The organism is Pelagerythrobacter aerophilus (assembly GCF_003581645.1).
GTDB classification, from domain to species: Bacteria; Pseudomonadota; Alphaproteobacteria; order Sphingomonadales; family Sphingomonadaceae; genus Pelagerythrobacter; species Pelagerythrobacter aerophilus.
The window spans coordinates 443136-465411 of sequence record NZ_QXFK01000018.1 but is presented as its reverse complement, the minus strand read 5'-3'; the positions used below and the strand labels follow the sequence as shown (position 1 = coordinate 465411).

Sequence of the window (22276 nt, the reverse complement as noted above, 5' to 3'; positions counted from 1 at the left end):
TACGGATTGATGCTGATCGCACCGACGCTGCTGCTTGCGTCCCCGGCGCAGGCGGCGGATCCGGTGCAACTTCCACGCGCCGAAGTCTCTACAACGCTCGAAGAGCGAGTGGCAGACCTCGAGGATTTCGTCGACGGGGCCATGGCGATGGGTATCGCCAATCGTGAAATCGCCGGTGCAGTCTTCGTACTGGTCAAGGACGGTGAGGTCGTCTTCCAGAACGGCTACGGCTTTTCCGACGTGGCGGCGCGCGAGCCGGTCGATCCGACGAGAACGTTGTTTCGCCCCGGCTCGGTTTCGAAGCTGTTCACCTGGACCGCGGTCATGCAACTCGTGGAGCAGGGACGGTTAAGCCTCGACGATCCCGTCGAGCGCCATCTGGATTTCTCGATTCCCGACACGTTTACGCAGAAGATTACCGTGCGAGATCTGCTGGATCACAGCGCCGGTTTCGAAGACGGGTACAAGGACATGTTCGTCGAATCCCCCGACGAGTATCGGGAGTTGGGCCCGTGGCTCGCGGAGCACATTCCGGCGCGCGTGCGTGAGCCCGGCGTCGAGGTGGCCTATTCCAATTACTCCACGGCACTAGCCGGCTATATCGTCGAGCACATCTCGGGCGAAGATTTCTGCGCTTATATCGATCGCCATATCTTCCAGCCACTCGGCATGACCCATAGCACCTTCCGCGAGCCGCTACCCGCAGCTTGGGAAGATGATGTCGCGATCGGCTACGAGTGGAAAGACGGGCGGTTCGAGGCGCAGCCGGCAGAGCTTATCTACAATATCGCACCGGCCGGTTCGCTCTCTTCGACGGGCGCCGACATGGCGCGCTTCATGATCGCACACCTTCAGGATGGCCGGCTCGGCAATGCGCGCATCTTGCAGACCGAAACGGCGCGGCAGATGCGTACGCGCTTGAATGCAAATTCACCGGGCCTTCCGGGTATCGCCCATGGCTTCCTGGAAGCGCGCGCGTCCAATCCACGTGTGGTCGGTCACGGCGGCAACACCGGCGAGTTTCATTCGAACCTGATCCTTATTCCGGAAGAGAATGTGGGCTTCTTCATCTCGGTTACAGGCGGGGATGGGGCTTCGCTGGCCCGTTCGGAAATCAGTGCCCTGGTTCTCGACCGGCTGGTTCCCACAAAGCGCCTGCCCAAATGGACAGGGGCGCCCGACGATCTCGTTGAAGGCACCTATCGCACAAACCGGCGCTCCTACACAGATCACCGGGTGCACCCGTCGAGCCTGATCCAGGTCAGCCGCGTGGGCGATCATGGGCTCAGCGTGACTATCGCGGGGCAGACCATCCTGTGGGAGCAGGTTGGTCCGGGCATCTACCAGCAGGTTACCGGCGAAACCACGCCTTACGGTCCATTGGGGCTCATCCAGTTCTACGGAGAAGGAAACGACACACGCTTCTCGTTCGAAGCGCAGCCCTATACGCTTTACCGGCTGGTCTCCTGACCTGATCGGAAAAGGCCGCAGGTCGATGTCCGCGTTAGCTGAACAACGGCAGCGCCTGCATCGATCGTCGTCATTGGAAATCGTCTTGGGAGAAGCATCGTGAAACTGGCACTTGCACTGGCCTTGTTGAGCCTACCCGCAGCCCTGGTCGCACAAGAGTCCCCCAAGTCCGAGGCAGCGGCCCAGGATGCCGCCGAGATCACTTACACGGCTCCCGACGACTGGGCCGCATCCGTACAGGGGCGCATGGCCGTCTACACGGCGCCCGAAGGCAATCTGAAGGTTGCGGTCGTTCAGGTCGGGAGTGCAGCCGATGCAAACGCTGCTGCCGCCAAGGCGTGGTCGCTCTTCAATCCGCAAGCCGAGCGCGAAGTCCGGCTGGTGACCGCCGGCGCCCCCGGGGACGGTTGGGAAGAGCGGGTCAACATCTCCTACGAGACTTCACCCAACGAGCGGGCGGTGGCTTCGGCGACCGCGTTGCGGGAGGGCGGCGAATGGGTCGTTCTGATTACGGACGGGTCCGAACTGGTCGCGAACAAGCGGACAGCGGCGATCTCGCTGGTAGGCCAGAGCATCCGCCCTGCTGGCTACACCCCCGAGAGCTTCGCCGGACGAACGGCCAATCCGCTCACGTCTGAGCGCGTCCAGCTCCTGCGCGATTTCGTTGCCGTATCAGCCGAAACCCTTGAGGTGCCCGGCGTCGCGATTGCCCTGATCGATAAGGGTAAAGTCGTCTGGCAGGGGGGCTATGGCGTTCGCACGCTGGGCGAGGCCGCACCGGTCGACGAGAATACCAAGTTTATGATTGCGTCGAACACAAAGGGCATGGCGACGCTCCTGCTCTCGGTGCTGGCCGATGAAGGGAAGCTGCGCTGGGAACAGCCGGTGACCGATCTCTTTCCCGAGTTCCGGCTTGGTAGTGATGAGACGACCAGATCCACGCTGGTCCGCCACCTGGTCTGCGCCTGCACGGGCCTTCCGCGCAAGGACTATGCCTTCATTCTGGCGGATAGCGGCGCTCCTGCATCGGATACCTTCCGCCAGCTTGCGCAGAGCGAGCCCACCAGCGATTTCGGCGAACTGTATCAGTACAACAATCTAATGGCATCCGCCGCGGGTTACCTTGGCGGTGCATTGGCCTATCCCGACATGGAACTCGGCGCCGCGTTCGACAAAGCCATGAAGACCCGGATTTTCGACCCGCTCGGCATGTCCAACACCACGTTCGACTTCGAAATCGGCGAAAGCGGCAATTGGGCTCGACCCCACGGCTTCGACGTAGAGGGCGAGGTCACACTGCTTTCAAACCGGTTCAATCACCTGATCACGCCGCACCGGCCGGCCGGGGGCGCGTGGTCGACTGCGGCCGACATGGCGAAATATGTCCAGCTTGAGCTCTCGAAGGGGCTCTCTCCCGAAGGCGTGCGAGTGGTGAGCGAAGAGAACATCGTCGAGCGTCGCAAGCGGGGAGTGCCGATCGGGGAAAATGCCTGGTACGGAATGGGGCTGATGGAGCGCAAGATCGCCGATGTGTCGGTGGTCACCCATGGCGGTACGCTCCAAGGCTATCACAGCAATTTTTATCTTCTGCCAGATGCGGGAATCGGGGCGGTGATCCTGACCAATTCAGATGCAGGGGCCTCCATGCTATCGCCGTTCCTGCGGCGCCTGCTCGAAGTCGTCTACGACGGCAAGCCCGAAGCTGCGCAGGAAGTTGCAGCGGCGGCGGCGCGGCTGGAGAAACAGGCCGAAGTCAAACGGGCGAGCCTGACCGTACCTGGAGATCCCGAGGTTCTGGCAGGTCTCGCGTCCTACTACGAGCACCCGGAAATCGGCTCGATCCGGATAACCAGGCAGGGCGATACCCTTGCGATGAAGGCGGGCTTCGTCGAGGGACCGATAGCCACACGCGAAAACGCCGACGGCAGCGTGTCGTTGGTAACCGCGGGGCCCGGTCTCGTTCCGGTCGAAGCGGTGGTCGGCGAACTGGACGGACACCGTACACTTACGGTTCGCGACAACCAGCACGAGTATGTTTACGTCGAAACACCCTGACGGAACGGGATGGGTCGTTGCCTCCGCCGTTGCTCAGCCGCGCAGGCTGAGCAACGAATCCATGAGGCCGTCATCCTCGCTCGAGCACACGCCGAGCACCACTGCTTCCTCGCAGCCTTCGGCAGTCACATAGGCGTGGCCCATCGATGAATCGAGGTAGATACCTTCGCCGGTATTGATCCGGACGGGATCGTAGAATTCGGAGTGGACCTCGATCCCGCCTTCGATGACGTAAATGAATTCCTCGCCATTGTGGCGTACCAGGTCCCCGAACTCCTTGGCGCTCTGGGCACGAATCCGGGTAACGATCGGTATCATTCGCTTCTGGCGCAGATCGGTGCAGAGATAGAAGTAGTCGTAATTATCCGTGGTTACGCGGACGGCATTGTCCAATTTGCCAAGGCTCCTGCGACCGGTCACTCGCGGCGACGTGCCGGTCGGCTCCTCCTCGGCGAACAAGTCGGACATGCGGATATTGAGCCGGCGGCTGAGTTGCTGCAGCTTGTCATAGGAAAGTGTCAGCCGATTGTGCTCGACTTTGGAAAGCGTTGAAACCGGAATGCCGGACTTGTCGCTCATCTCCTTGAGCGTCCACTCGTTACGGGAGCGGATTTCGCGTATCACCTCGCCAAGCGTTCTTGCTTTCGCTTGCACAGCTACCAATCGACGGCTCCCATTAACAATTTCCCGAACAGGATCATTATGTCCTAGTTCAGCCAGGCGAGCGCTGCAGTGCATGTTACTGATCAGGGGGGCCGCGTCCAGCCGAAAAGCTGGCGAGCGATCGACCTCGAGAAGCGAGATTCTCAAGGTTTACGTCACCAAGTCGCGGGACAGGCTTTGGGTTGCTCTCAAGTTCGTGAAGAAGGCGTTCAGGCTCCAAGGCTCGCCTGAGGGATCGCCCCGGGGCGCACCGGAGGGACAACGCCCTCGCCGACCTCAGGGAAATCTGCTTCCCTAACTCTTCGGCGGTTGTTCTGGTTCGGGCATCAGCGCAGTGGCGAGCCCGTGATAGAGTTTGTCCCGGCAAACCAGCGCACTCACGCCGTCCGCCACCAACGCCGTGGCGAACAGGGGCAAGATCATGCCTCTGCTGGCTGTGGTCTCCATGAGAATGACCACAGCTGTCAACGGCGCTCGCACGACGCCTACAAAATAGCCCATCATTCCCAAGAGCACGACGGCTCCCGTCGGATCGTCCGGGAAAGCAACGGCGAGGAGTTGGCCAAAGCCCGCACCGACCGACAGAGAAGGGGCAAAAATGCCGCCAGGGGCTCCACTGAGCGCTGTCGCCAGGGTGGCGAGGAACTTGGCCGGCCCGAACCAGAGCGAGGTGGTTTCACCTTCTATGAGCGCGCGAGTGGCCTCATAGCCTGTCCCCCATGTGGAACCCCCTGCAATTATTCCGGTCGTAGCGACGACGAGGCCGCAGGTAGCGGCCATCAACACCGGCCGAGACTTGATAGCCGTTTGCCAGGCGTAGCGCGGCTTTGTCATCGCGAGGAGCATTCTCGAGAAAAGCCCGCCCACAAGTCCGCCGACTATGCCTGCTACCGGCGCGACGACCACGACCGATTCTATCGGCAGTGTGCTGCGCATCGCTCCGAAATAAACGTAGTCGCCCGCGATACCCAGACTGACCAGGCCGGCCACAACCACTGTTCCCATCACCAGCACGGCTACGCGTTGCTCGAAACCGGCGGCAAGCTCCTCGATCGCGAAGGCCACGCCGGCAAGCGGCGTATTGAATGCCGCCGCCACGCCTGCAGCGCCGCCGGCGATCACCACGCCGGACGTGATCGGCACGCGCAGGAGGCGATGAAACGCCACCATGATCGCCGCGCTCACCTGCACCGCAGGCCCTTCGCGCCCCACCGACCCGCCAACGATCATCATCGCCAGGGTCATGATCATCTTCACAAGAGCGGTGGGCAGCGAAAGCAACGACCGGCTGTCGACTGTCTGCGGGTTCTTTGCCGCTGCAATGACCTGAGGAATACCGGAACTCTTGGCACCGGAATACCAGGTGTTCGTGACGTATATGACGCCGGCGAAGAAAGCAGGGGTGATCACCAGCGGGGCAAGCGGCCAACGCTCCTGGAGAACTCGGAAGGCATGCTGGGCCATATCGCCCAAGGCTGCAAACAGAATTGCGACCAGCGCCAGCACGAGTGCGCCGGCGCCCGCAGCTAGCCGCCGGCGAACAACGTATAAAGGCGCACCGCGTTCTTCTCCCGGGGTCGGTACCTTTCGGAAAAACCAGCTTTTTTTCACCGTCCGTCCGAACCCGCGCTGGTAAACGAAGGAAGGCGATACACGCAGGCAGACGAGTCCGGCTGGCTCGATTCACGCCGGACGCGAGAACAGGTCGTTGTCGCAAGAAAGCCTTCGACCCCAAGATCGACGCAATAGGGTCGATGAGCGCGGCTGGCACCGCGGAGCGTCGAGATCAACGCAACAAACCAACGTATCGAAGCCATCTCAGCGCCATAAGCGATGCGCTGTACCCCTGCAATCGCCGGCGTGGATCGGAGCGCCGGGATCGGTTTCGGGTCTCGGCGGCGCCATTTTCCGGCAGGCTTACTGGTTCTACTCCGACACAGGGCGGCCGAGTAGCAGGCGGGCCTGTGTGCCCCAGCCACCGATGAATAGGTCGTCCGCGCCGTCGCCGTTCACGTCGCCTACGGCCATGCTCCAGCTTCGGCCGATGGTCGTGCTCGGGATGGTGGCGACCGTGGCGTCGTGGAACCGGCCCTGACCGTCGTTGGCATAGGCGCGGACCTGGAGGGGTTCGAAGCCGGGGACCTCGATGGCGCCGACGATCAGGTCGGAATGGCCGTCGCCGGTGAAGTCCATGACGGCGCCGCCCCAGCTCGAGAAGCGATTAGAGGGGAGGCGCGTTGCCGTTTCGTCGACGAAGCGGCCGGATTCGTTCTGCATCAGCAGCCGCGCCTGCGGGTCCTTCTCCCATTCGCCGGCATTGCTGGTGAGATTGAGCAGCAGGAGATCCGGCTGTCCATCGCCGTTGGCATCGAACGCGTGAACCTCGCGCGTCTCCAGCGGGGTGACCTGGTCGAGCCTGTCCGACGCCTCGGCGAAGCGGCCGGTGCCATCGTTGACGAGCAGCCGCGTCGGCGGCGTCTCGGTCGCAACCGCCATGTCCAGATCGCCGTCACCGTCGAGATCTACGAGCGCGACGCCTTGCGCCCGGTTGCCGACTGCCGGGAAGTGCGTTGCGGTGCGATCCTCGAACCAGCCTGGACGGTCGGGATCGTTCAACCACAGGAAGTTCCGGCCGCCTTCCTTCCCACCCGAATTGCCGATGACGATGTCGGACAGCCCGTCACCGTTAACGTCGCCGACTGCCAGGGCGTTGCCTTCGCTCGTCGCCGGCAGCCGGTCGCTCGCGTCGACAAAACGCCCGTCGCCGCGGCCGAGGAACAACTGATGCGTCCGGTCATCCTCGGCGACGAAGACGACGTCCACGTGGCCGTCGCGGTCGAAATCGGCCGCGCGCACATGCTCGGTGTCGTGCGGGCGCTGTCCGAATGCGCCCTTGCGCCAGGCGAAGCGGCCGTGCCCGTCGTTAAGGTAGAGCCGGTTGACGTCCCCCTCCACCGCGAGCGCCGCATCGAGATCGCCGTCGCCGTCGAAATCGGCGAGAGCGATGTCGAGCGCATGCAGGTCGGGCGCCTGCGGCAGGTGGGTGGCGGTCACATCGCGCAGGACCGTCGGCGGGCTGTCCGTGGGGGACTGTGCCTGGCACGCTCCGGCAACCAGAAGCACGGCGGTACCGAGCAGCGGACGAAAGCAGCTGTTTGCCCGAGCACCCATGGCAGCCCTAGATCGCGCCGACCTTCAACTGTTTGACCGCATAGTCCGCCGCGCGGGCGGTGAATGCCATGAAGGTCAGCGACGGGTTCACGCAGGAGATGGAGGCCATCTGCGCCCCGTCGGTCACGAAGAGGTTGGCTGCATCGTGGGCCTGGCTCCACTTGTTGAGGACCGACTGGCGCGGATCGGAGCCCATGCGCGCGCCGCCCATCTCGTGGATCGCGTCGCCCGGAACGTGTTCCCGGCGATTGCTCGTCACGTTGGTCAGGCCGGCGGCGCGCAGCATCCTTTCGCCCTCGGTTCGCGCATCGCTCATCATCTTGAGCTCGTTGTCGCGGAAGGTCACGTTGAAGCGCATCAGGGGAATGCCGAAGCGGTCGACCTCGTCGGGGTGGAGCGAGACGTGGTTGTCCTCGTAAGGCAGGCACTCGCCGAACGCGCCCATGCCGAACTTCCACGGGCCGTAGCCGCGCATGCCGTGCTTCATCGAAGCGCCGAAGCCCTCGGGCGGCAGCGGGCTGCGCCAGGCGCTGCCCTGATAGCCGTAGCCGCGCAGGAAGCCGACTCCCTCCTCGCCGCCGACGTTGCGGAAGCGCGGGATGTAGACCCCGCCCGGCCGCCGGCCGTATTCGATGTAGTCGGTCATGCCCGCGATATCGCCGGAGATGTCGACCCGGAAGATGTGGTCCATGACATAGCGGCCCAGCGTTCCGCTGTTGTCGAAATGGCTGCGGCCGGTGCCAGGGATCCGCGAGTTCATCAGGATCTGCGTCGAGGCCATCGCCGAGGCGCAGAGGAAGACCAGCCGCGCAGGAATGATCTCCGCCTGCTTCGTATTGGCATCGACCACGCGCACGCCGGTGACGCGCTTGGTCGCGGGATCGTATTCGAGATTGCTGACCACGGCATCCGAGCGCAGCGTTAGCCGCCCGGTCGCGCGCGCGGCGGGGAGGGTCACCGCCTGGGTCGAGAAATAGGCGCCGAACGAGCAGCCACGGCCGCACTGGGCACGGAACTGGCACTTGCTGCGGCCCTGTTCCGGCTTGTCTTCGGTCATGTTGGAGAGGCGCGTGTGGATCAGCTTGCGTCCCGGCGAGGTCGTCTCGAGCCGTTCCTTGACCCACTTTTCGGCGACGTTCATCGGGATCGGCGGCTGGAACTGGCTGTCGGGCAGTTGCGGCAGGTTCTCGCGGGAGCCCGAGACGCCGACGTACTTCTCGACGTAGTCGTACCAGGGCGCGAGATCGTCGTAGCCGATCGGCCACTCGCCGCCGATGTTCTCGCGCTTGTTGGCCTCGAAATCCTCGGGGCTCCAGCGGAACGACCAACGGCCCCAGATCAGCGACTTGCCGCCGACGGCGCCGGGGCGGATCCAGTAGAACTTCTCACCCTCGTCGTAGGCGTAGGGGTTGAGCCGGTCGTTGTTGTAGAACTTCTGGTTGCTGGGCGAGACATAGCCGTGGGTGGCGATGAAGTAGTCGCTCTTGACCAGCGGTTTGGGCATCATGTTGCGGGCCGGGATCTCGTAGGGCGGCGCGCCGTCGTAAGTGTAGTCCGCGCCGTGCTCGACCATCACGCCGCGGTCGAGCATCAGCACGCGCAGCCCTTTCTCGGTGAGCTCCTTGGCGGCCCAGCCGCCGCTGACGCCCGAGCCGATGACGATTGCGTCGTATTGGTCCGTCGCTGCCATGAGAAATGTTCCTTGCGTAATCCGTTCAGGCGCCGAGGCGGCTCAGCGTGGTGAAACTGGTGGTGATGTCGGGCAGATAGGGCGCCGGCGACTGGTCGTTCTCGACGTAGAGATGCTTGACCCCGGCCCGCTCGTTCAGCGTGAAGACGTCGGCGAAATCGATCACGCCCTTGCCGACGCTGGTCATGGCACCCTCGGCGGTCATGTCCTTCACGTGATAGGCGTAGATCCGGCCCGGGAGGCGGTCGATCAGCGCCTTGGGGTCCTGTCCGGCCTTGACTGCCCAGAATAGGTCGAGCTCGATGCCGAGGAGTTCGGGATCGCCCTCGGCGATCAGGACGTCGAACAGTGTCCGGTCGCCGTCCCTGTGCGTGAACTCGAAGTCGTGGTTGTGATAGGCGAAGCCGAGGTTCACCGCCTTGAGCCGTTCGGCGAAGCGGTTGAAGTCGGCCACCGCGCCGCGCCAGGCGGCAGCTGCGCGGAACTTCTCCTCCATCCACGGGACGACGATCGTATCGGCGCCGAGCGTCCGGGCCATGGCCACCGTCTCGTCGAATCTGCCGGCGAGCGCATCGTAGCCGACGTGGATCGACGGGGCGGTGAGACCGAGCCGGTCCATCGCCTTGCGCAGCGCGGCATGATCCATCGCCTCGTACCCGCCGCCGCCGTATTCGACTTCGCGGTAGCCGATCGCCGCGACCTTCTCGAGCGTGCCGATCGGATCGGGCGCGAACAGCTCGCGCACGGTGTAGAGCTGGAGGCCGATCCGTCCCACCGGGCCGCCCCGGGCGGCGAGCGGGCCGGCCGCGAAGGCGGCTGCGAGCGCTGCGCCGCCAGCGAGCATCTGACGTCTGCTCGCCCTCATGACGAAAAGACCTTGGTGACGTTGGCATAAGGGTAGGCGCCGTCGTACTTGCCCGGAACCGGGAGGTACTCGCGTTCCTGCGTGATGCCGATTTCGGAGGTGTAGTAGCCGGTGATGACGAGCTGGCGGAACTTGTCGAAGAAGTCCGCGCCGCCGGGTAGCTGATCGTTCATCGCCAGCGTCAGCAGGGCGTCCTGCTGCTCGGGCGTCGCCTCGGCGGCAGCGATCTTGTAGTCGCGCAGGCTGCGCGCCTCGATCGCCTCGAGCCCGGCGAGGATCGGCTGCTTGTCCTCGGGCCGGGCCCAGTCGGCGAGCAGCTTCTCGATGAACTGCGGTACTTCCGCCGCAATCGCGCCGGGCGTATCGGTGGTGGGGATCACCCGCTCGCTCAGCGCACTCACCAGCGCGCGCTGTCCCGCGGTGAAGACCGCGCTGCTCGGCGGGCCGGTATCGATCACTGCGACCTGGACCGAGGCCGCGCGCGCGATCGGCGCGAACAGCGTGGCTCCGAACATGGCGACGATGCCCGCGAGGGCGTCTCTGCGATCGATCACTGGTGGTCTCCCATCGCGTCATGGCTCAGCGCCGCTTCGGACAGCGGCCGGACCCAGATATTGCGGAACGATACCGGCGAATCGTGATCCTGAAGCTGGATCGGCGCGGCATCGGCGTGCGCTTCGTACTTCCCGACGTCGCGCCAAATGGTCGAGCCGAGGAACGGCTGGCGGTTCTGCACCAGCACGCCGTTCAGGAACACGGTGACGTAGGCGGGCCGCTCGACCGAACCGTCGGCGGCGAAGCGTGGCCGTTCGAAGACGATGTCGTAGCTCTGCCATTCGCCCGGCTTGCGCGAGGCGTTCACCAGCGGCGGCTTCCATCCGTAGATCGCGCCCACTGTGCCGTCGGCGTAGGTCGGGTTGTCGTAGCCGTCGAGGATCTGGACCTCGTAGCGTTCCATGAACCACACGCCGCTGTTGCCCCGGTCCTGCGAGCTCTTCTCGGGCGGATTGGGGGAGCGGAACTCGAGGTGGAGCTGCACGTCGCCGAAGCTCTGCTTGCTGACGAGCGTGCTCGCCTCTTCGCCCTCTTCGCGCGCGGGAACAGTCACTACGCCGTTTTCGAGGTGCCAGGGCTGGCCCGTCGGCTCCCACGCGTCGAGCGAGGTGCCGTCGAACAGCACCACTGCGTCGGACGGCGCCGCGCCGGGGGTGGCACCGGGCGTCACGACCTCGGGATGGGGCCGGTCGGCGTCGTGGACCTTCCACTTGCCGTCGGGCAGCGTCGGCGTATCGCGGAAACCTGGTTTGTCCTGCGCCATGGCAGCGCCTCCTGCCAATGCCGCGACTGCAATCGCGGTCGCCAGATTGAAATGCCTCACTCGTTTCCTCCTCATGCCGCGTCGATCGCGCGATAGGCGGCGACCAGCCGCTCCTCGCCCGCGCGGCCTTCGATCGAATTGCCGTGTTCCATGCCGATCACGCCGGTGAACTTCTTGGCGCGCAGCCAGCGGACGACGTTGCGGTAGTTGATCTCGCCGGTGCCGGGCTCGTCGCGCCCGGGATTGTCGCCGAACTGGATATAGCCGATCTCGTCCCAGCAGGCCGCCATCGTGTTGATCAGGTTCCCGGCCTGGATCTGCTCGTGGTAGAGATCGGCAAGGACTTTCACCGCCGGGCTGTTCACACCCCTGGCGACCGCGAAGCCCTGCGGAATAGTCCGCAGGAACACCCCCGGGTGGTTCACCAGCGTGTTGAGCGGCTCCATCACCATGACGAGGCCGTGCGGCTCGACGATCTCGGCCGCGCGGCGCATGGTGTCGACGATCCGGCCGGTCTGGATCTCGACCGGCAGCTTGCGATCGAGGAAGCCGGGGACGACCGTCATCCACTTGGCATTGAGGCGCTTGGCGACGTCGATCGAAGCGCGGATGTCGGCGAGGAAGGCCTGCCGGTCGGAATCGTCGTCTGCGCCGAGCATCGGCCGGAAATCGCTCCATCGCGGCATGCTCGCGACGAACACGCCCATGGTCATGCCGCGCTGCTGCAGCGCGCGCGCCATGGCGGTTTGCTCGGCGACCGAGCGGCCGGCGGCCTCGTTATCCTCCCAGGCGGTGAAGCCCATGTCGGCGGCATAGGCGATCTGCTCGAGCCGGTTGCCGCGGCTCTTGAAGCTCCCTTCGTGCGGCGCGTAGCCGAGCGAGAACCGGGCGGCATTCTGCGCCGAGGCGCCACTGCCCATCGTTGCCGCGGCTGCGGCCGTGGCTGCACTACCGACCAGCACCGTGCGGCGCGACAGGCTCATGCTGCCTCGCCCGCGAGCACGGCGCGCGACTTGCCGCGTTCGCGCAGCCAAATGAAGCCGAACACCGCCAGGAGGATCACCGGCAGGATCGCCAGTCGCTGGAACGAGACCGATGCCGCGGCGTCCTCGACCGCCAGTTTCGCCGCGCCGGTCAGCCGGGCGAACGCTTCGGGGCCGCCGGCGAATTCGATCTTGGCCTCGTCGAACATGGCGCCCAGCCGGGGCAGGACGAAGAAGCTGGCTAGAGCGCCGGCGGAGCCGACCAGCCCGAGAGCCCACGAGCCGCCGCGCGGATAGCGTTCGGCGACTGAAGCGAGCATCGTCGGCCACATTACGCACACGCCGAGCCCCCAGACGGTCGAGGCAAGGATCGCGGCGGCCGGCGACTGCGCCTGGCTCAGCATGAACAGCCCGATCGCGGCGAGCAGGCTGGACACCCACAGGAGCCCCGGATTGGAGATCTTGTTGGCCAGCCGGCCAGCGAAATGGCGGAACACGAACATCAGCGCGTTGACGTAGACCAGCAGCAGAATGCCGCGCATGCCGACACGGTTCGACAGGGCGACGTCGATCCATTGACCGGGGGCCAGCTCCGACGCGGCGGTCAGGAACATCGCCCCGAACCAGATGAAGAAGCTGGGGCGGCGGAACACCTCGCTCACCATCTCGCCGAACGTGACGCCGCTTTCGCTGCGCAGCGGAGGCGGGAAGGTCGTGGTCGCGGCGATCACGACCGTTGCTGCCGCGGGGATCATCACCAGCGCCATGATGCCCTGCCACGGCAAGGTCGCGGAGAGGAAGAAGCCGGCCAGCCCGCCGACGATGATGCCGCCGGGAAACCAGGCGTGCAGCACGTTGAGCCGGTGGGTCGTGTCTTCAGGATAGAGCTGCGCCGTCAGCGGGTTGATCGCCGCCTCTGTCAGCCCCCAGCCGATGCCGCTGAGGAGCATGCCGAGCCAGACGAGGGTATAGACCGTCATGCCGGTCGCAACGTCCCCCGCAGTGATGATTAGCAGCGGGCCGACGAGGAAGCACAAGCCGGCACCCAGCAGACACCCCTTCATGCCGATCTGATCGAGGAAGGCGCTGGCGACGAACAGGGTGATCGCAAAGCTGAGGAACGCCGCGCCCAGCGCGGCGGCAAGCAGTTCGCCCGCCTGCAGTGGTGCGATCGGATCGATCCACTCGGCCTTGAGCCCGCTGGCGATCGCACCGCGGATCGCGAGGCTCGATGCGGCCGTGAACAGGGCGAGGACGCCCAGCCAGAACAGCCTTCCCTTATTCAATGTCGCGGCCATCCGGCACTCCCTCCCAATCGTCTCGTTCTTGCCCGCTCTTGCGGGTCGTCAATCCAGTCCCAGCAGTGCGCGATTGAGCGCGGGATCGCTGCCCGCCGCGAAATCGTCGAACGCGCGTTCGGGCTGGCGGATCATGTGCGCGGCGATGAACGGCGCACCTTCGCGGGCGCCGTCCTCAGGGTGCTTCAGGCAGCACTCCCACTCCAGCACCGCCCAACCGTCATAGCCGTACTGAGTCAGCTTCGAAAAAATGCCCGAGAAATCCACCTGTCCGTCGCCCAGCGAGCGGAAACGGCCCGGCCGGTTCACCCAGTCCTGGTAGCCGCCGTAGGCGCCCGAGCGTCCGTTCGGATTGAACTCCGCGTCCTTGACGTGGAACATCCGGATACGTTCGTGATAAATGTCGATGAACTCGAGATAGTCGAGCGCCTGCAGCACGTAGTGGCTGGGATCGTAGAGAATGTTGGCGCGCGGGTGGTTGTCCACCGCCGCCAGGAAACGCTCGAACGTCACCCCGTCGTGCAGATCCTCGCCGGGATGAATCTCGTAGGCGAGGTCGACCCCCTGTTCCTCGAACGCATCGAGGATCGGACGCCAGCGCTTAGCGAGCTCGGCGAACGCCTCCTCGACCAGTCCGGCGGGGCGTTGCGGCCAAGGATAGAGATAGGGCCAAGCCAGCGCGCCCGAGAACGTCGCATGCGCCTTGAGGCCCAGCCGCCGGCTCGCCTTGGCCGCGAGATGGAGCTGTTCGACCGCCCATGCTTGCCGTTCCGCCGGCTTCCCTCGCACCGCCTCGGGCGCAAAGCCGTCGAATGCCACATCGTAGGCCGGGTGAACCGCGACCAGCTGGCCTTGCAGGTGGGTCGAAAGTTCGGTGATCTCGACTCCTGCCTCGCGGCAGGTGCCGGCGAGTTCGTCGCAGTAGTCCTGGCTCTCGGCCGCCAGGCGCAGATCCATGCAGCGGCTGTCCGTGGTGGGAACCTGAATTCCTATATAGCCGGCCTCGGCCATCCACCGGGCGGCGGAGGGCAGCGTGTCGAACGGCGCGGAGTCGCTCATGAACTGCGCGAGGAAAACTGCCGGGCCCTTCATGCCGCCGCCCCCTTTCCGAATCACTTGGACGTTTCGGTCTTGAGATAATCGATCAGTGCAGCACGGCGAGCGGGATCGGCAACCTTGACGAACATCCGCGTGCCCGGAACCTTCTTGGTCGGCGCGGCCAGATACTCGTTGAGCGTCTTTTCATCCCAGCGGATTTTCGAGGCCTTGAGCGCAGGGCTATAGTTGAATCCGGGGGCGGAGCCCGCCTGGCGGCCGAACAGACCATGAAGGTTGGGGCCCACGCCGCTTTTGCCGCCGGCATTCAGCGTGTGGCAGGCGCGGCAGGCGGCGAATGCCTGAGCACCGGCATTGGGCGCTGGATCCGCGCGCACCTGAGACGATGGCGCCAGCGCCAAAGCGGCCAGTATCGCGGCCACCGGAGGTAGCCCGACAAGAAACTTCATTTATCCTCTCCCCGTCTGGAAACAGCCGGTCCAGACATGTAACCGTTCACAATCGAATTATGCAATCATTTTTCGGAATTAAGAAAGTGGGGAATGGGATGAGTGGTCAGCCAAAAATTCGTTACGGCATGGCCGGCGGTGGTGAGGGTGCCTTTATCGGTGCGGTGCACCGGATGGCGGCGGCGCTCGACGGCGAGTTTGCCTTGGTCTGCGGCGCATTCAGTAGCGACGCGGAACGCAACCGGCGGAGCGCCGAGGCGCTCGGGCTCGACCCCGCGCGCGCCTACGCCACGCTCGATGCGTTGCTTGCGGCCGAGGGGGCGGTGCCGGAGGATCAGCGGATGGAAGCGCTGGCGATCGTAACGCCGAATCACCTGCACGCCCCCATGGCGATCGCGGCGCTCGACGCCGGTTTTCACGTCATGTCCGAAAAGCCGATGGCGCTGAACCTCGCCGAAGCGCGGGCGATCGCGGAGGCGGTTGCTCGCAGCGGCAAGCTCTACGGTCTGGCCTTCACCTATAGCGGCTATCCGCTGATCGAGGAGGCGCGCGTGCGCGTGGCGCGGGGCGATTTCGGCGCGATCAGGCTGGTGCAGGTCGAATACTCGCAAGGCTGGCTGAGCGAGCCGATCGACCGTGAAGGCAACAAGCAGGCCGAGTGGCGCACCGATCCCGCGCGAGCTGGCCTGGGCGGCTGCCTCGGCGACATCGGCACGCACGCCTTTCAGCTTGCCGAACATGTTTCCGGCCTGAAGGTCGAGCAACTGAGCGCGGACCTGACTGCCCATGTGCCGGGTCGCCGTCTCGACGACGACGTGGCTGCGCTCCTGCGCTTCGAAGGCGGTGCGCGCGGGGTGCTCAAGGCGAGCCAGGTTGCGGCGGGTGATGAGAACGGGCTCCGCCTGCGTATCCACGGCGAAAAAGGCGGCCTCGACTGGTCGCAGATGGAGCCGAACACGCTGACGCTGCGCTGGCTCGATCGGCCGGCAGAGATCGTCCGTGCGGGCGGCCCGGGCCTCGATGCGTCGACGATGGGACGTCTGCGCGTTCCCGCGGGCCATCCCGAGGGCTATATCGAAGCCTTTGCCAATCTGTACCGCAGCTTCGGCCGAGCCCTGCACGCCGACGCCGCGAGTTCCCCGCCCCCCGGCGCAGCCGACTGGTTTCCCGGTGTTCATGACGGCTTGCGGACAATGGCGTTCGTCGAGGCCATGATCGAGAACAGCGCCGGAGAGGCCAAGTGGACTTCGCTCGCGGAAAGTCCCGGCCGCGGCGGGTAGGCCCGGCCCCGAATTACTGCGGCTGGCGCGGTAAGCCGGGTTGCCATTCCTTCAGCTCCGCTCCGGGCACGCGTAAATTCCCACTGGTAACCGGTGTCATAATATGCAAAACCTGACCCAATTGGTCGCCACGAGATGCGGCAAAGTTGGGAGAGGTGAGGTCGTGGGCGCAGGCGCGTGCAAGGTTTCCAGCCGCGAAACGCAATGTTGAGAGTCAGCCGGCGCATCTTCGTCGGCGGGGCGCTCGCGATGGGCCTGGCCGGGTGCGGTCGGGGCGGCCGGTCGACGCTGTTCGGCACCGATACCCATCCTGCCGAGTATCCCACAGTTCGGGCCTTTCGATACTTCGGCGATCTGGTGGAGCAGCGCAGCGGCGGCAGGCTGCGGGTAAAGATCTTCCCCGGCGGCCAGCTCGGCGCGGAGCGCGATACGCTGGAGATAACGAGCTTCGGCGGGCTCGATTTCAACCGGGTCAATCTCGCGCCGCTCAATTCGATCGAGCCTCTCACCACGATCTTCTCGCTGCCCTTCCTGTTCGACAGCGAAGCGCATTTGCGGCGGGTACTGGACGGAAAGCCGGGCGAGCGTGTGCTCGCCTCGCTCGCGCCGCACGACATGATCGGCCTCTGCTTCTACGATTCCGGTGCGCGGTCCTTCTACAACACAAGGGGGCCGATCGAACGCCCGAGCGACATGCGCGGGATGAAGATCAGGGTCCAGAATTCCGACCTCTATGTGGCGATGATCCGCGGCCTTGGTGCCGACGCGACACCGATGGATCTCGGCGAAGTCTATCAGGGCCTGGTTCAAGGGGTGATCGACGGGGCGGAGAACAACTGGCCTTCCTACGAGAGCGGGCGGCACTACGAAGTCGCGCCTTACTACAGTCTCACGCGCCACGTCATGGCGCCCGAAGTGCTGCTGATGTCCAAGGTGAGCTGGGACAACCTCAGCGCCGCGGACCGCGAGATCGTGATGGAGAGCGCGCGCGAGTCGGTGCCGTACATGCGCGGATTGTGGGATGCGCGCGTGGCGGCGGCGCAGGAAGCGCTGGTCGCGGACGGCGTCCGGGTGAACGAAGTCGATTCCGAGCCCTTCCGCCGCAGAATGCACCCGGTGTGGGAGAGTTTCGTCACGAGCGACGCGCAGAAGGAAATCATGCGCGCGGCGCTGGCGATGGGGGATGGCAATGCTTGATGGATTGAAACGGGTGAACCGAGCGGCCAGCGCCGCCCTGCTTCATGCCGGCGCGGCGGGGCTGATCGTGATGACGGCGGTCATCGGCTGGCAGGTGTTCGGACGTTTCGTGCTGAACGACAGCCCCTCATGGGCGGAGCAGTTGGCGCTGATCCTCATGATCTGGTACGTGTTCTTCGCCGCGGCCGCCGGCGTTCGCGAGGGCTTCCATATCCGCATCGTAGCCGTTCAGACGGCACTCCCCTCAGCGGGGCGCCGTCTGTTGCGCCTGGCCGCGCATGTGATTGTGGGACTGAGCGGGATCGCTCTTCTCGTCTGGGGCGGTGAGCTGGTGGCGCGGACCTGGAGCCACGTGATCCCCACGCTGGGCCTGCCACGCGGGGTCGCTTACCTGCCGCTGCCGTTGTCGGGTGCCTTGATGGCTTTCTTCGCGGTGGAGCTGATCCTCGAGGACGGCATGGGCGAAGACAGCGCGGATGTGGAGGACGGCCAGTGGAGCTAGCAGTCCTCTTCCTCACGCTGGTGGTGTTGCTGCTGATCGGCGTGCCGGTCGCCTTCGCTCTTCTCGGCGCAACGATCGCGGCATTCCTTGCCATCGACCTTCCCCTGGTCGTCGTGTTCCAGCGAATGGCGGCGGGGATCAGCGTGTTCAGCCTGATGGCCATTCCGTTCTTCATCTTCGCCGGCGACCTCATGTACCGCGCCGGGATAGCGACCCGGCTGGTCCAGGTGGCCGAAGCGACGTTCGGCCGCACGCGCGGCGGGTTGGGGCAGGTGAATGTCGGTGCATCGATGCTGTTCGGTGCGGTATCGGGCTCCGCCATCGCCTGTGCCTCTGCCATGGGCTCCACGCTCGTCCCGCTGATGAAGGAGAAGGGGTACGACGCCGACTATGCGGTGAACGTAACCGCGACCGGCGCGATCGTCGGGCTGCTGATTCCGCCTTCGCACAACATGATCATCTACGCGGCGGCGTCGGGCACCGGGGTTTCCATCGGCGATCTGTTCCTCGCGGGGGTCTTTCCCGGCATTCTAACCGGGCTTCTGCTGATGATCGCCACTTACGTGGTGGCGCGCCGGAGGGGCTATCCCCGCGGCATCTTTCCCGGCTGGCGCCCCTTCCTTCGCGCGGCGGTTTACGCGCTACCGGGCTTGCTGACGGCGATTATCATCATGGGCGGCATCCTGAGCGGCATCTTCACCGCGACGGAAAGCTCCGCGATCGCGGTCATCTATACCATTCTGGTCGGCGCGCTGGTCTATCGGACGCTCGGACTGGCGGAGTTCATGGCGGCCGCCATCCAGTCGGTGAAGACCACCGCTATGGTGCTTCTCATCATCGCTTCGGCCACGGGCTTCGGGTTCGCGCTGGCGATCCTCGAGGTACCTGCGGAGCTGGCGAACCTGATCGGTATCATCACCGACAATCCGATCCTGATTCTCCTCCTCATCAACGTCATACTGCTCCTGCTCGGCACGTTCATGGACATGGCGCCGCTGATCGTGATCACGACGCCCATCTTCCTGCCGATCCTGATGCCGCTGGGCATCGATCCGGTGCATTTCGGAATCATCCTGATGCTCAACCTCGGCATCGGGCTGGTCACTCCGCCCGTGGGCTCGGTCCTGTTCGTGAGCTCCGCGATCGGCAAGATTCCGGTCGAACGGACTGTGAAGACGATCTGGCCTTTCTATGGTGCGCTCGTCCTCGCATTGCTGCTGATCACATATATTCCCGAGCTCTCGATGGCGCTGCCGAACTATTTCAACTGAGGAGAAGGCGATGTCTCGCGCTTACCCAATCCTGCTGCTGTCCGCCGTCGCCGCGTGCTCGGGTCCGTCGGAAGCGCCATCCGACCCGGCGACGGTGGCAACGTCCGGCAAGCGCGACGTGCCCGTGGAGGACGTCCCTGCCGAGGTTCTCGCTGCCGCCAAAGCCGAACGGGATGGGTTCACTATCCGCGAGGCCGAGGCGGAAACGCGGGATGGGCGATCGTACTACGATATCGGCGGAACGCTGGCCGATGGAACCGAGATCGAGTTCGATATTATGCAGGATGACGGCGAATGGCGCGTCGTCGAAATCCAGCGCGACATCATCCTTGCGGAGACGCCGGTGCCGGTCCGCGATGCGTTGGCCGATCATGATGCCGCTTTTACACCTGCCCGGATCATCGAGAGCGTGCAGGCGGACGGCATCGTCATCTACGAGCTCTACGGGCCGGATGGCGATGATCCGCAAGGCCGCAAGGTCGAAGTGAAATGGGACGGCGAGAGCGCCGAACTGCTGACGCAGGAATGGAAGCACTAGGGCCTACAGACGAGCGGAGGACCGCTCGCCGACGGGACGTTATTCCGGCCGCGCCTCGACCAGTCGGCATTCGACCGAGTAGCCGTTGAACCGCCCCTCGACCGTCTGATCGGGCCGGGCGTCGTGAACGCCCGTCACGGCGCCGCTTGAGATCCACTGGCCGGGGGTGAGGGCTATGCCGCGTTCCGCCATCAGTTCGAACAGGAAACGCGCGGAGCCGATCGCCCCGTCGGGGAACGCGGCGGCTTTCCCGGTTCCGACTTCCTCGCCGTCGATGAGAGTCCGGACCTCCCATTCCTCGAACCCGCTATCGCGCCAGTTCGGAATGGCCGACCCGATCACCAGGCCGTTGTTGTTGCCGAAATCGGATATGACCGCCATCGGCCCGATGGCGTTGATCGCGCCGAGAGGTGAGCTTGCGATCTCGAGGCCGACATGGACCGCATCGATGAGATCCGCCGCTTCCTCCAGCGTGAACGTCTTCTTCCCTGCCGCAGGCGCGGCGCCGATCCGCAACAGGAACTCGGCCTCGCCTGCTGCGAATCCCTTCGCGAAGATCGGCATGTCGTCGCCATCGTTCCGGCTGAGGAAGATTGGGCCGGCCAGGCGATCCGCCTGAAAGCGGTCGCTCTGCGGCGGCATGATCCGCCCGACTTTCCAGCCGATGATGGGGTGCGGCCACTCGTCGATGGCGCGGTCCTGAACCGCGTAGGCGGCGGCCAGAGTATCGGGAAGCGTGCCGGGATAATCGCTCAGCCCGTTCGCTGTCCGCCGCGCCGCGAGAAAGCGGCTGGCGATGGCCGCGGCATCTTCATTCACCGTCACGTCAAACCCCTGAAGAACTTCGTCCATTTGATATTGGAAACCGGTGTCATAAGCAACAGTGGTTTTTCCATCTCGGACCACCGTCGGTGTTGTATGGACCGCGCGAGAGCCGAGGCTCAGAGGGTCACGCCGCGTTTCCAGATCGCGATTTCGCGTTCGTCGTTCCGTTCGGACGCAGTCGGCTCGCCGGATGCGAGCGCGAGAATGCGGCTCAACAGCGCCGCGGCAGCCGTATCGGGGCCGCTTGTCAGCACCTCTCCGGCGTCGAAGTCGATCCATCGCGGCTTGCGCGTCGCCAGCTCGGAGTTCGACGCGATCTTCACCGTCGGCGCCGGAAAGCCCAGCGGCGTGCCGCGGCCGGTGGTGAACAGGATCAGGGTCGCACCCGCGGCCGCAAGCGCGGTGGAAGAAACCGCGTCGTTGCCCGGCGCTTCCAACAGGGTCAGCCCCCGCAGGCGCACTCGTTCGCCATAGCGGAGCACGTCGCCGACCGGCGACTGCCCGGCTTTCTGCACCGCACCGAGCGATTTCTCCTCCAGCGTCGTGATCCCGCCGGCGAGGTTGCCGGGGGAGGGGTTTTCGGAAACTGGTTGGCCGCTTTCGAGGAAGTAGCACTTGAAATCGTTCACGAGCGCTACGACGCGATCGAACACGTCTGTACCGCGCGCCCGGGCCATCAAGAGGTGCTCTGCCCCGAAGATTTCGGGGATTTCGGTCAGGATTGCCGATCCGCCCGATCCGACGACCAAGTCGGCCATGCGGCCGACGAGCGGATTGGCTGTGAGACCGCTGAACCCGTCCGATCCCCCACATTTGAGGCCGAGGACGAGCTCGCCGAGAGGCGCCGGGTGCCGCTCTGCGCACGAAGCCTGGCTGACGAGTTCGTCGATCAACGCCAGACCATGCTCGACCTCGTCCTCCACGCCTTGTGCCCGGAGTGTTCGAACGCGGCTCCGCAATGCCTCCGGTATGGCGGCAACGAGATCGTCCAGCTGATTCGATTCGCACCCGAGCCCGACCAGCAGCACCCCGCCGGCGTTGGGGTGGCAGGCGAGCGCGGCAAGAACGGCACGGGTGCTTTCGAGGTCGCTGCCGAGCTGCGAGCAGCCGTGCGGATGCGGGAAGGCGTGGATGCCGTCGACTGCCCCCCCGTGGCGCGCCGCGGCGATGCCGGCGATCCGTTCCGCCGTACGGCCGACGCAGCCGACCGTGGGCAGGATCCAGATTTCGTTGCGCGTGCCCACGCGGCCGTCGGCCCGGCGATACCCGAGGAACTCGGCGTCGGCGGACGGCAGCGGCTGGTGCTCCGCCGGATCGTATGCGTAGCCTTGCACGCCCTTGAGCCGGGTTTCGACATTATGGGTATGGACGTGCGCGCCGGGCGCGATATCCATCGTGGTGCGCCCGATCGGCCAGCCGAACTTGTACACGTCCGTCCCCGCCGCGATGCTGGTCAGCGCAATCTTGTGTCCATGAGGCACCGGCTCCGCCGCGACGACGCTTCGCCCGCCCGCCGATAGCGCCTCTCCGGCCGCGATCGGCCGCAGAGCCACTGCGACGTCGTCGCGGGGATGGAGGTGCAGCAGCGAGAGCACGTCTGCGGAAGGGACGAATGGAGCTTGCATACTTGGAAACCGGTGTCAGT

Annotated in this window: 20 protein-coding genes; 7 read left to right on the top strand and 13 right to left on the bottom strand. The window is 65.0% G+C overall.

The window, feature by feature from the left end; translation table 11 throughout:
* The first annotated feature begins 9 nt into the window (after positions 1-9).
* A complete protein-coding gene (locus tag D2V04_RS12915) occupies positions 10-1470 on the top strand; it encodes a serine hydrolase domain-containing protein (RefSeq protein ID WP_182849750.1) in 1461 nt (486 codons plus the stop codon).
* Between the two features lie 99 nt (positions 1471-1569).
* On the top strand, positions 1570-3525 hold the full coding sequence (locus D2V04_RS12910) for a serine hydrolase domain-containing protein (RefSeq protein ID WP_228766429.1): 1956 nt from the start codon (positions 1570-1572) through the stop codon (positions 3523-3525).
* A 33-nt stretch (positions 3526-3558) separates the two neighbouring features.
* On the opposite strand, the gene D2V04_RS12905 is transcribed toward D2V04_RS12910, so the two are convergent.
* The 11 genes from D2V04_RS12905 to D2V04_RS12855 form a co-directional block, all read right to left on the bottom strand.
* Positions 3559-4179, bottom strand: coding sequence for a helix-turn-helix domain-containing protein (locus tag D2V04_RS12905; RefSeq protein ID WP_267463456.1), 621 nt, complete (start codon positions 4177-4179; stop codon positions 3559-3561).
* A gap of 303 nt (positions 4180-4482) precedes the next feature.
* On the bottom strand, positions 4483-5799 hold the full coding sequence (locus D2V04_RS12900; protein WP_228766427.1) for a chloride channel protein: 1317 nt from the start codon (positions 5797-5799) through the stop codon (positions 4483-4485).
* A 315-nt stretch (positions 5800-6114) separates the two neighbouring features.
* Positions 6115-7359: an FG-GAP repeat domain-containing protein gene (locus tag D2V04_RS12895; protein WP_119514066.1), complete on the bottom strand. Its 1245-nt coding sequence runs from the start codon at positions 7357-7359 to the stop codon at positions 6115-6117.
* A gap of 7 nt (positions 7360-7366) precedes the next feature.
* Positions 7367-9049 carry a GMC family oxidoreductase gene (locus tag D2V04_RS12890; RefSeq protein ID WP_119514065.1) on the bottom strand — a complete coding sequence of 561 codons (1683 nt, stop codon included), beginning with the start codon at positions 9047-9049 and terminating at the stop codon, positions 7367-7369.
* 25 nt (positions 9050-9074) lie between these two features.
* On the bottom strand, positions 9075-9914 hold the full coding sequence (locus tag D2V04_RS12885) for a sugar phosphate isomerase/epimerase family protein (protein WP_119514064.1): 840 nt from the start codon (positions 9912-9914) through the stop codon (positions 9075-9077).
* Positions 9911-10468 (bottom strand): gluconate 2-dehydrogenase subunit 3 family protein, encoded by a 558-nt coding sequence (locus tag D2V04_RS12880; protein ID WP_119514063.1) that lies wholly within the window; start codon positions 10466-10468, stop codon positions 9911-9913. The genes D2V04_RS12885 and D2V04_RS12880 overlap by 4 nt, the downstream gene beginning before the upstream one ends.
* Positions 10465-11292, bottom strand: a complete 828-nt coding sequence (locus D2V04_RS12875; protein WP_228766426.1) for a 3-keto-disaccharide hydrolase — start codon at positions 11290-11292, stop codon at positions 10465-10467. Before D2V04_RS12875 ends, D2V04_RS12880 begins: the two co-directional genes overlap by 4 nt.
* Before the next feature lie 11 nt (positions 11293-11303).
* On the bottom strand, positions 11304-12215 hold the full coding sequence (locus D2V04_RS12870; protein WP_119514061.1) for a hydroxypyruvate isomerase family protein: 912 nt from the start codon (positions 12213-12215) through the stop codon (positions 11304-11306).
* Entirely contained in the window at positions 12212-13513 is a 1302-nt protein-coding gene (locus tag D2V04_RS12865; RefSeq protein ID WP_119514060.1) for an MFS transporter, read from the bottom strand. The genes D2V04_RS12870 and D2V04_RS12865 overlap by 4 nt, the downstream gene beginning before the upstream one ends.
* A 48-nt stretch (positions 13514-13561) precedes the next feature.
* Positions 13562-14605: a sugar phosphate isomerase/epimerase family protein gene (locus D2V04_RS12860; RefSeq protein WP_119514059.1), complete on the bottom strand. Its 1044-nt coding sequence runs from the start codon at positions 14603-14605 to the stop codon at positions 13562-13564.
* A gap of 20 nt (positions 14606-14625) precedes the next feature.
* Entirely contained in the window at positions 14626-15018 is a 393-nt protein-coding gene (locus tag D2V04_RS12855; RefSeq protein WP_119514058.1) for a c-type cytochrome, read from the bottom strand.
* A 98-nt stretch (positions 15019-15116) separates the two neighbouring features.
* On the opposite strand from D2V04_RS12855, the gene D2V04_RS12850 reads away from it, so the two are divergent.
* From D2V04_RS12850 to D2V04_RS12830, 5 genes are all read left to right on the top strand, one after another.
* Complete coding sequence (locus tag D2V04_RS12850) at positions 15117-16298, top strand: Gfo/Idh/MocA family protein (RefSeq protein WP_119514057.1); 1182 nt, start codon at positions 15117-15119, stop codon at positions 16296-16298.
* 204 nt (positions 16299-16502) lie between these two features.
* Positions 16503-17495, top strand: a complete 993-nt coding sequence (locus D2V04_RS12845) for a TRAP transporter substrate-binding protein (protein ID WP_119514056.1) — start codon at positions 16503-16505, stop codon at positions 17493-17495.
* 13 nt (positions 17496-17508) lie between these two features.
* Entirely contained in the window at positions 17509-17997 is a 489-nt protein-coding gene (locus D2V04_RS12840) for a TRAP transporter small permease (RefSeq protein ID WP_228766425.1), read from the top strand.
* Positions 17988-19268 (top strand): TRAP transporter large permease, encoded by a 1281-nt coding sequence (locus D2V04_RS12835; RefSeq protein WP_119514054.1) that lies wholly within the window; start codon positions 17988-17990, stop codon positions 19266-19268. Before D2V04_RS12840 ends, D2V04_RS12835 begins: the two co-directional genes overlap by 10 nt.
* 10 nt (positions 19269-19278) lie before the next feature.
* Positions 19279-19806, top strand: a complete 528-nt coding sequence (locus D2V04_RS12830; protein ID WP_119514053.1) for a PepSY domain-containing protein — start codon at positions 19279-19281, stop codon at positions 19804-19806.
* Between the two features lie 39 nt (positions 19807-19845).
* Here D2V04_RS12830 and D2V04_RS12825 read toward each other — a convergent pair whose 3' ends face one another.
* Together D2V04_RS12825 and D2V04_RS12820 are read right to left on the bottom strand one after the other, a co-directional pair.
* On the bottom strand, positions 19846-20658 hold the full coding sequence (locus D2V04_RS12825) for a 2-keto-4-pentenoate hydratase (protein WP_228766424.1): 813 nt from the start codon (positions 20656-20658) through the stop codon (positions 19846-19848).
* Between the two features lie 89 nt (positions 20659-20747).
* Complete coding sequence (locus tag D2V04_RS12820; RefSeq protein ID WP_119514052.1) at positions 20748-22256, bottom strand: UxaA family hydrolase; 1509 nt, start codon at positions 22254-22256, stop codon at positions 20748-20750.
* Positions 22257-22276: the final 20 nt, after the last annotated feature.

Bases quoted from the DNA above. Each gene is read 5' to 3' on its own strand.
- D2V04_RS12915 (WP_182849750.1), top strand. From the start codon at position 10: ATGCTGATCGCACCGACGCTGCTGCTTGCGTCCCCGGCGCAGGCGGCG.
- D2V04_RS12895 (WP_119514066.1), bottom strand. From the start codon at position 7,359: ATGGGTGCTCGGGCAAACAGCTGCTTTCGTCCGCTGCTCGGTACCGCC.
- D2V04_RS12890 (WP_119514065.1), bottom strand. From the start codon at position 9,049: ATGGCAGCGACGGACCAATACGACGCAATCGTCATCGGCTCGGGCGTC.
- D2V04_RS12885 (WP_119514064.1), bottom strand. From the start codon at position 9,914: ATGAGGGCGAGCAGACGTCAGATGCTCGCTGGCGGCGCAGCGCTCGCA.
- D2V04_RS12870 (WP_119514061.1), bottom strand. From the start codon at position 12,215: ATGAGCCTGTCGCGCCGCACGGTGCTGGTCGGTAGTGCAGCCACGGCC.
- D2V04_RS12865 (WP_119514060.1), bottom strand. From the start codon at position 13,513: ATGGCCGCGACATTGAATAAGGGAAGGCTGTTCTGGCTGGGCGTCCTC.
- D2V04_RS12860 (WP_119514059.1), bottom strand. From the start codon at position 14,605: ATGAAGGGCCCGGCAGTTTTCCTCGCGCAGTTCATGAGCGACTCCGCG.
- D2V04_RS12855 (WP_119514058.1), bottom strand. From the start codon at position 15,018: ATGAAGTTTCTTGTCGGGCTACCTCCGGTGGCCGCGATACTGGCCGCT.
- D2V04_RS12850 (WP_119514057.1), top strand. From the start codon at position 15,117: ATGAGTGGTCAGCCAAAAATTCGTTACGGCATGGCCGGCGGTGGTGAG.
- D2V04_RS12845 (WP_119514056.1), top strand. From the start codon at position 16,503: ATGTTGAGAGTCAGCCGGCGCATCTTCGTCGGCGGGGCGCTCGCGATG.
- D2V04_RS12830 (WP_119514053.1), top strand. From the start codon at position 19,279: ATGTCTCGCGCTTACCCAATCCTGCTGCTGTCCGCCGTCGCCGCGTGC.
- D2V04_RS12825 (WP_228766424.1), bottom strand. From the start codon at position 20,658: ATGGACGAAGTTCTTCAGGGGTTTGACGTGACGGTGAATGAAGATGCC.
- D2V04_RS12820 (WP_119514052.1), bottom strand. From the start codon at position 22,256: ATGCAAGCTCCATTCGTCCCTTCCGCAGACGTGCTCTCGCTGCTGCAC.